Origin of the sequence: Nocardia wallacei (assembly GCF_029869545.1) — a bacterium.
GTDB classification, from domain to species: domain Bacteria; phylum Actinomycetota; class Actinomycetes; order Mycobacteriales; family Mycobacteriaceae; genus Nocardia; species Nocardia wallacei_A.
This window is the reverse complement of record NZ_JARWQD010000181.1, coordinates 20,707-29,348: the sequence shown is the minus strand read 5'-3', so window position 1 is coordinate 29,348 and position 8,642 is coordinate 20,707. Positions and strand designations below refer to the sequence as shown.

The window sequence follows — 8,642 nt, the reverse complement described above, 5'->3', positions numbered from 1 at the left end:
TGCGCAGCGCGAACTGGACTACCGGATCGGCTGGTATGTGATCATCGCCACGATCCCGATCGGGCTGCTCGGGTTCCTGTTCAAGGACGCGATCCGCACCGGCGCCCGCAATCTGTGGCTGGTGTCGACGATGCTGATCGTGTTCGCGCTGGTCATCGCCGCGGCCGAATATTACGGCCGCAAGCAGCGCCCGATCGAGCAGCTCACCACGCGTGACGGGCTGATCATGGGCCTCGCGCAGTGCCTGGCGCTGGTGCCGGGTGTGTCGCGGTCGGGCGCCACCTCGTCGGCGGGGCTGTTCATCGGGCTGACTCGTGAAGCGGCCGTGCGGTTTTCGTTCCTGCTCGCGATTCCCGCGGTGGTGGCGTCGGGGTTGTTCAGCCTGCCCGACGCGTTCGAGCCGGCGGGTGAGGGGCTCAATGCGTCGGGCCCGCAGCTGCTGGTGGCGACGGTGGTGTCGTTCGTGCTCGGGTACGCGTCGGTGGCGTGGCTGCTGCGTTTCGTGGCGCGGCATTCGCTGGACTGGTTCGTCGGCTACCGAATCGTGCTCGGGCTGGTGATGCTGGGGCTGCTCGCCGGCGGCGTGGTCTCGGCGACGTGAGCCGCCCGTACCGCGCGTCTGCGGCCCCGCCGCGCCCCCGACTAGGGTGGATTACATGACGGTGATCCTGCTGCGGCACGGGGTGTCCACCTCCAACACCGCCGCGACCCTGGCCGGGCGCAGCGAGGGCGTCGATCTCACCGACCGCGGCCGCGAGCAGGCCCGGCTGGTGGCGGAACGGTTGGCGCCCTTGCCGATCGAGCACATCGTGCATTCGCCGCTGCTGCGCTGCACGCGCACGGTGGCGCCGCTGGCGGACAAGCTCGGTCTCGAGCCCGAGCCCGAACCGCGGCTGCTCGAGGTCGATTACGGCGAGTGGACCGGCCGCAAGCTGTCGGAGCTGGTGTCCGAGCCGCTGTGGAAGGTGGTGCAGCGCCACGCTTCCGGCGCGGTATTCCCGGCCGGGGAGGGTCTGGCGCAGGTGCAGTATCGTGCCGTGGCCGCCGTCCGCGACCACGACCGCGCCCTGGCCTCCCGGCACGGGCGCGACGTGCTGTGGGTGGCGTGTACGCACGGCGACGTGATCAAGGCGGTGCTCGCCGATGCGTTCGGAATCCATCTCGACGGGTTCCAGCGCATCGTGGTGGAACCGGCGTCGATCAGCGTGGTGCGGTATGCCCCGACCGCCCCGCACGTCTGGCGGGTAAACGACACGGGCGCCGATCTGTCCGCGCTGGCGGCAACCGCTGAGCAACGATCGGGTGATCGCGGCGGTCCGGTGCCCGGCGGCGAGGTCGGGCCCGCCGCGCCGACCGGCACATCCGCCGCGGGTACGGATAATGGGAATGCGGGAACGCCCGATTCTCGTAGTGAGTAATGCAGTCGGTTTCAGGAGGTGCAGATGGCCCGAGCAATCCATGTGTTTCGCACCCCCGATCGCTTCGTGGCGGGGACCGTCGGTGAGCCGGGCGATCGCGCCTTCTACCTGCAGGCCGTGGAGGAGCCCCGGGTGGTGAGCGTGCTGCTGGAGAAGCAGCAGGTGAAGGTGCTCGCCGACCGGATGGGGCTGCTGCTGGACGAGGTGGCGCGGCGGTTCGGCGCCGAGGTGCCCCCGCAGGCGGCGGAGGTCAGCGACACCGACCCGCTCCAGATGCCCCTCGACGCCGAGTTCCGGGTCGGCACAATGGGTCTGGGCTGGGACGCCGATGCCGGCGCGGTGGTGGTGGAGCTGCTGGCGATCACCGAGACCGAGGTCGACGAGTCGGTGGTGCTCGACGACACCGAGGAGGGCCCGGACGCGGTGCGGGTGTTCCTCACCCCGTCGCAGGCGCGCGAGTTCGCGCTGCGCTCGACGAAGGTGATCGCGGCGGGCCGCCCGCCGTGCCCGCTGTGCGGGGAGCCGCTGTCGACGAAGGGGCACATGTGTGTGCGCACCAACGGGTACAAGCGCGGCGATATCTTCGGCGCGGCCGACCTCGAGGAGGAATGAGGCGGTGAACGTGGCCGACGGCAGAGCCGAGGACGGGTTCCACAGCGGTGAGCTGTCGGTGATCGGGCGGATCAGCACGGCCAGCAACGTCACCCTGGTGTGCGAGATCGCCCCGGACGGCGGGGTCCGCACCGAAGGCAATATCTGCACGCCCGGCGGCGGCACTACCCGCACGCCCGGCGGCGGCACTACCCGCACGCCCGGCGGCGGCAATATCCATATCCCCGGCGGCGGCAATATCCATATCCCCGGCGGCGACGCAGTCGACGCCGGGGTCCGCGTGGTCTACAAGCCGGTGCGCGGGGAGCGGCCGCTGTGGGATTTCCCGGACGGCACGCTGGCCGGGCGCGAGGTGGCGTCGTATCGGGTGTCGCAGGCGCTGGGCTGGGGGGTGATCCCGGAGACGATCCTGCGGGACGGCCCGTTCGGGCCGGGGATGGTGCAGCGCTGGGTGGAGTCGGTCGATCATCACACCGAGCCGGCGAATCGGCTGGATCTGGTGGATCTGGTGACGGTGGGCGCGGTGCCCGACGGGTTCCGCGAGATTCTGCGCGCGGTCGACGGCACCGGCGCGGAGGTGTCGCTGGTGCATGCCGACGATCCGCGGCTGCGGCGCATGGCGGTGCTGGATGTGCTGCTCAACAACGCCGACCGCAAGGGCGGGCACGCGCTCGAGGGCCTGGACGGCGGCGTGTACGGCGTCGACCACGGCATCTGCCTGCACGCGGAGCCGAAGCTGCGGACGGTGCTGTGGGGGTGGGCGGGGGAGCCGGTCGGCGAGGAGCTGCTCACCGATATCGGCACGTTCGTCAAGGCGCTGCCCGGCGATCTCGGCGCCGAGCTGGCCGAACATCTCACCGACGCCGAGGTCGAGGCGCTCGGCGCGCGGGCGCGGCGGCTGCTCGACGATCCGGTGATGCCGCTGCCCGAGGGCAGCCGCCCGATTCCGTGGCCGGCGTTCTGACGGCGCATCCGGAGGATTTCGGCGCGTGCGGATTTCGCGCTGCCTCATTGCAACCGTTGACTTTCGGCAGTTGCTGCCTCGTTGCAGGTCGTGCCAGGTGGGTGCGGATGTCGCGGGGTGGCGGTGCGCGGGGTCGCCGCCGACGGGTGCCGATGACACCTTTACTCTCGAATCATGCAGTCCTGGTCCGAAATCTCCGTGCCCGCCGTTCCCGGATCCGGACCGCCGTTGCGGTTGTTCGACACCGCCGACCGGCAGGTGCGCCCGGTCACGCCGGGGGCCACCGCCACCCTCTACGTCTGCGGCATCACCCCGTATGACGCCACCCATCTCGGGCATGCGGCGACGTATCTGACCTTCGATCTGGTGAACCGGGTGCTGCGCGACGGCGGGCACGAGGTGCACTACGTGCAGAACGTGACCGATGTCGACGATCCGCTGTTCGAGCGCGCCGACCGGGACGGGATCGACTGGCGGGATCTGGGTAGCCGCGAGATCGCGCTGTTCCGGGAGGATATGGCGGCGCTGCGGGTGCTGCCGCCGCGCGACTACATCGGCGCGGTGGAGTCGGTCGGCGAGGTCGTGGAGCTGGTGGACAAGCTGCTGGCGTCGGGTGCGGCGTATGTGGTCGACGATCCGCGGTACCCGGATATCTATTTCCGTTTCGACGCGACCGAGCAGTTCGGCTACGAGTCGGGGTACGACCGCGCCACCATGGACCGGTTGTTCGCCGAGCGCGGCGGCGATCCGCAGCGGCCGGGTAAGCGGGATCCGATCGATGCGCTGCTGTGGCGGGTGGCGCGCCCGGGCGAGCCGTCGTGGCCGGCGCCGTTCGGTGCGGGCCGTCCCGGCTGGCATGTGGAGTGCGCGGCGATCGCGCTCAACCGGCTGGGGACCGAATTCGATATTCAGGGCGGCGGCAGCGATCTGATGTATCCGCATCACGAGTATTCCGCCGCCCATGCCGAGGCGCTGGTGGCGGGGCGGCGTTTCGCCCGCCATTACGTGCATGCCGGGCTGATCGCGCTGGACGGGGAGAAGATGTCGAAGTCGCGCGGCAATCTGGTGTTCGTGTCCAAGCTGCGCCGCGCCGAGGTGGATCCGGCGGCCATCCGGCTGGGCCTGTTCGCCGGGCACTACCGGCAGGACCGGGAGTGGAACGATCGGGTGCTGGCCGAGGCGCTGTCGCGGCTGGACCGCTGGCGGCAGGCCACCGCGCTGACCACGGCGCCGCCCGCCGATGACACCCTGGCGCGGCTGCGCAGGCATCTGGCCGACGATCTCGACACCCCGAAAGCCCTTGCCGCCGTGGACAGCTGGGCCCGGCAGGCGCTCGACTACGGCGGCCCGGACCGCACCGCCCCCGCGCTGGTCACCGAGGCGGTGGACGCGCTGCTCGGCATCCGCCTGTGATCCACCCCACCTTTGACTCGGCGAGATAAATGGTCATTAATGGTCTCAGGCTCGACGAGGAGGTTGAACGGTGGCACCTGTGCCTGGGCGCGATCGGATTCGTGCGGTACGCAAGCAGCTCCGGGCCGGTGGCGCCCTGCTCGGCGCGGTCCGCCGCGATCCACGCATCGCCCGTGACCTGATCGCCGGACTGACCGGACGCGCGGCCGCCCCGGCCGCGCCCGACCCGGTGGAGGACCGGCTGGCACCGGCCGGGCTCACCGAATTCGCCAAGACCGCGCACGCCATGCAGCAGATCGCGGCGCCGCGCGACACCGTCGTCGCCTACTTGTCGGATCTGGACCGGCTCGGCGAGTGGTTCACCCTGCACACCGGGTGGCGCGATCGGGCACCCGGCGCGATCCGCGAAGGGCTGACGTTCACCCAGCAGGCGCTGGTCATGGGCCTGCCCGCGGAGATCCGGTGGACGGTGACCGCGGTGGGCGAGTCCGGTTTCGAGCTGCGCGGCGAGGCGCCGCAGCAGGTGCGGATCGGCTATTGGATCACCGTGACGGGCAGCGACGCCGAGACGACCGTGTACTTCGATGCCGGGGTGGCGGGCCCGCCGATCGAGGGCCCGCTGGGCGGGTCGGTGGCCCGCAGCCTCGGCGACGCCATGCGCGATTCGCTGGCGAAGCTGCCGGAGGCGATCGCGGCCGCGGGCCCGGTGCGGCCGCGCGCGGCACGGAAACCGGTGCGCCACACCGCCTCCGGCGTCGACCTGGATCCGAATACGCCGGTGCTGGTGGGCGTGGGACAGGTGGTGCAGCGCACCCCGGACCCGGCCTACGGCGACCCGGCCGGGCTGGCCGTGCAGGCGCTGCGCCGCGCGGCCGCCGATGCCGGTGGCGGCGAGCAGCTGCTGCGCGACGCGGGGGCGGTGTTCGCGGTGGCGTGCACGTCGTGGCAGTACCGCGATCTGGGCGCGGTGGTCGCCGAGCGGCTGGGTGCGCGCGGCGTGGACACCGTGCAGTCCAGTCCGTTCGGCGGGGACGGCGGGCAGCTGGTGATCAACGAGGCGGCCGCGGCGGTGGCCGCGGGCGACTACGAGATCGTGCTGGTCACCGGCACCGAGGCCGGGGCCACGCAGGCCGCCGCGCAACGCGCCGGAGTGCAGGTGTCGTGGCCGGAGCAGGGACCCGGGGTCGCCCCGACCCGCACGGTCGGTGTCGACAAACCGGCCAACAATCCCGCCGAGACGGCGGCGGGGCTGATCGCGCCGATCAACATGTACGCGCTGCTGGAGTCGGCGAACCGGCACCGGCTGGGCCGCACCCCGGCCGCGCACGACCGCGCGGTCGCCGAGCTGTGGTCGCGGCTGTCCGCTGTTGCCGCCGGTAACGAATACGCTTGGCAGCCACAGGAATTCAGCGCCGACGAGATCGCCACGCCGACGGCGGACAACCGCCTGGTGTCCACCCCGTACACGAAGCTCGAGTGCGCCAACCTCACCGTCGACATGGCCAGCGGCATCATCGTGTGCAGCGCCGCGGCCGCCGCGGCGGCGGGGATCCCGCAGGACCGGTGGGTGTTCATCCACGCCGGCGCCTCCGGCCACGACGAATGGTTCACCAGCGAGCGGACCGAGCTGGCGGCCTCCCCGGCGATCCGGGCCCTGGGCGCGGCCGCCCTCGACCATGCCGGGATCGGCGTCGACCAGCTCGCGCACGTCGACCTGTACGCGTGTTTCCCGGTGGCCGTACAGATCGCCGCGCGCGAACTGGGCCTGCCCGCCGACGATCCGAAGCGGCCGCTGTCGGTGACCGGCGGCCTGACCTTCGGCGGCGGCCCCGGCAACAACTACGGCGGGCACGCGGTGGCCACCCTGGTCGGGCGGTTGCGCGCCGAACCCGACACCTACGGCCTGTCGACGTCACTGGGCTGGTATGTGACCAAGCATTCGCTGGGCGTGTACTCCGCGCAGCCGCCGCGGACGGGCTTCCGCCATCTGCGCCCGACCATCGACAACCCGCCGCCCCGCCCCGCCCGCGACTCCCACGAGGGCCCGGCGGTGATCGAGGCCTACACCGTCCCCTACACCCGCGACGGCGAGCCGGAGGCCGCGGTGGTCAGCCTCATCGCCCCGGACGGCGCGCGAATCCTGCTGCGCAGCAAGCACTCCGACCTGATCGAGGAGCTCACCGGCGGGGATCTGCTGGGCCTGCCGGTCACGGTGACCGGCGGGCAGATCCGGGTGGAGAGCCGCGAGCGGGCGGAGCTGCCCGCACCCCCGCCGCCGCCGGTGCTGGTGGAGCGGCGCGGCCCGATCACGATCATCACCGTGAACCGGCCCGAGGTCCGCAATGCCATCGATCTCGCGGCGGCGCAGGGTATCGAGCGCGCGCTCGACGCGTTCGACGCCGATCCCGCCGCCCAGGTGGCGATCCTGACGGGCGCGGGCGGATATTTCAGTGCCGGAATGGATCTCAAGGCCGCCGCGCGCGGCGAGGTGCCGATGACCGAGGGCCGCGGCCCGCTCGGGATCACCGCGAAGCCGCCGCGCAAACCGCTGATCGCCGCCGTGGAGGGCCCGGCGCTGGCCGGGGGCTGCGAGCTGGCGCTGTCGGCGGATCTGGTGGTGGCGGCGTCGGATTCGAGCTTCGGCATTCCGGAGGTCAAGCGCGGCCTGGTCGCCGTGGGCGGCGGGGTGCTGCGGCTGGCGCAGCGGCTGCCCCGCGCCTTGGCAATGGAACTGGCGCTGACCGGTGACCCGATCACCGCGGCCCGCGCCGCCGAGATCGGCCTGGTCAACCAGCTCGCCGAGCCCGGCGGCGCGCTCGACGCGGCGCTCGAGCTGGCGCAGCGGATCGCGGTGAACGCCCCGCTGAGCATCGCCGCCAGCAAACGCATCATCGACGAATCCCCCGACTGGCCCACCGGCGAGGCATTCACCCGCCAGGGCGAGGTCGCCGGTGGCGCCCTGTCCTCGCAGGACGCCGCCGAGGGCGTCCTGGCCTTCGCCCAGAAACGCGCCCCGGTCTGGAAGGGCCGCTGAGCATCCGAGCATCACCGGTGGCGGCCGCAGCGGGCAGGTCGCAGACGTGCGCCGGGTTCGGCACCGGCATCATCCGGGCGCGAGGCGCCACAGGCTGACGATTTCGGCGGCGCGGGCGGTGTGCAGTGGGTCGGTGGGGTCGGCGGCGCGGGGGTGGCGGGGTCGGGTGTCGAGGCGGTCGATGACGCGCAGGCCCGCGGCGTCGATGGTGGATTCGAGGAAGCCGTCGGGGCGCAGGCCCATTCGTTCGGCGAGGTCGGACAGCACCAGCCAGCCCTCGCCGCCGGGACCGAGGTGGGCGGTGAGGCCGTCGAGGTAGCCGTGCAGCATGGCGCTGCCGGGGTCGTAGACGCCGTGGTCCAGCGGCGAGGCGGGGGCGCCGGGCAGCCAGGGCGGGTTGCAGACGATCAGGTCCGCGCGCCGGGCCGGGAACAGGTCGCTGCGGCGGACCTCGACGCGATCGGTCAACCCGAGCCGGTCGACGGTGTCGCGGGCGCAGGTCACCGCCCGCTCGGACAGGTCGGTGGCGATCACCCGGCCGACACCACGCCGGGCGAGCAGTGCCGCCAGCACACCGGTTCCGGTGCCGAGGTCGACGGCGAGCGCGGTGTCCGGCGGCAGTGGCGCGCGTGCGACGAGGTCGACGTATTCCCCGCGCACGGGCGCGAACACGCCGTAGTGCGGGTGGACGCGGGCACCCAGGGCGGGCACCTCGACGCCCTTGACCCGCCACTGGTGGGCGCCGAGCACACCGAGCAGCTCGGTCAGCGCCACCAGCATCGGCCCGTGTGCGGGACCGTAGGCCTCGGCGCATGCCTGCCGCACGTCCGGGGCGCGCCGCAGGTCCAGGGCGAAATCCTCGTCGAGAACGACGACCAGCCGCGACAGCACCTCGGCCCGGCGGGCGCGGGCGTCGCGGTAGTGGCGGAACAGCGTGGCCGGATCGGTGTCGCGGATATCGCGGGTGCGGTCGAGGCGGCGGCGCATCGCCGACAGCAGTTGCCGCCCGTTGTGGTAGTCGCCGCGCCACAGCAGGGTGGCGCCGGAGCGGGCCAGGCGCAGCGCGGCGTCGGCGCGCAGGGTGTCCTCGGCGGTGACGAGGCGGCGGGGTTCGGGTGCGCCGGATTCGGAATGCCAACGGGCGCAACGATTACTGTGCTGTTCGGTCCAGTGGATGATGGACACGGCGGGATCTCCTCGC

General features: G+C 72.4%; 7 protein-coding genes. 6 read left to right on the top strand and 1 reads right to left on the bottom strand.

The genetic code is table 11. The annotated features are described in order from the left end of the window. The 6 genes from QH290_RS14985 to QH290_RS14960 all read left to right on the top strand — a co-directional run. Positions 1 to 601: undecaprenyl-diphosphate phosphatase (locus tag QH290_RS14985; protein WP_280383412.1), on the top strand; the 601-nt coding region annotated here is incomplete at its 5' end. Between the two features lie 55 nt (positions 602 to 656). Then, complete coding sequence (locus QH290_RS14980) at positions 657 to 1,418, top strand: histidine phosphatase family protein (RefSeq protein ID WP_280383408.1); 762 nt, start codon at positions 657 to 659, stop codon at positions 1,416 to 1,418. Positions 1,419 to 1,442: 24 nt separating this feature from the next. Beyond that, entirely contained in the window at positions 1,443 to 2,030 is a 588-nt protein-coding gene (locus QH290_RS14975; RefSeq protein WP_280267388.1) for a DUF3090 domain-containing protein, read from the top strand. A gap of 10 nt (positions 2,031 to 2,040) precedes the next feature. After that, on the top strand, positions 2,041 to 2,994 hold the full coding sequence (locus QH290_RS14970; protein WP_280383406.1) for an SCO1664 family protein: 954 nt from the start codon (positions 2,041 to 2,043) through the stop codon (positions 2,992 to 2,994). 174 nt (positions 2,995 to 3,168) lie between these two features. Next, on the top strand, positions 3,169 to 4,407 hold the full coding sequence (mshC, locus tag QH290_RS14965; protein WP_280383405.1) for a cysteine--1-D-myo-inosityl 2-amino-2-deoxy-alpha-D-glucopyranoside ligase: 1,239 nt from the start codon (positions 3,169 to 3,171) through the stop codon (positions 4,405 to 4,407). Between the two features lie 70 nt (positions 4,408 to 4,477). After that, positions 4,478 to 7,441, top strand: a complete 2,964-nt coding sequence (locus tag QH290_RS14960) for a crotonase/enoyl-CoA hydratase family protein (protein WP_280383404.1) — start codon at positions 4,478 to 4,480, stop codon at positions 7,439 to 7,441. 69 nt (positions 7,442 to 7,510) lie between these two features. Here QH290_RS14960 and QH290_RS14955 read toward each other — a convergent pair whose 3' ends face one another. Beyond that, entirely contained in the window at positions 7,511 to 8,626 is a 1,116-nt protein-coding gene (locus tag QH290_RS14955; RefSeq protein WP_280383401.1) for a methyltransferase, read from the bottom strand. Positions 8,627 to 8,642 lie beyond the last annotated feature (16 nt).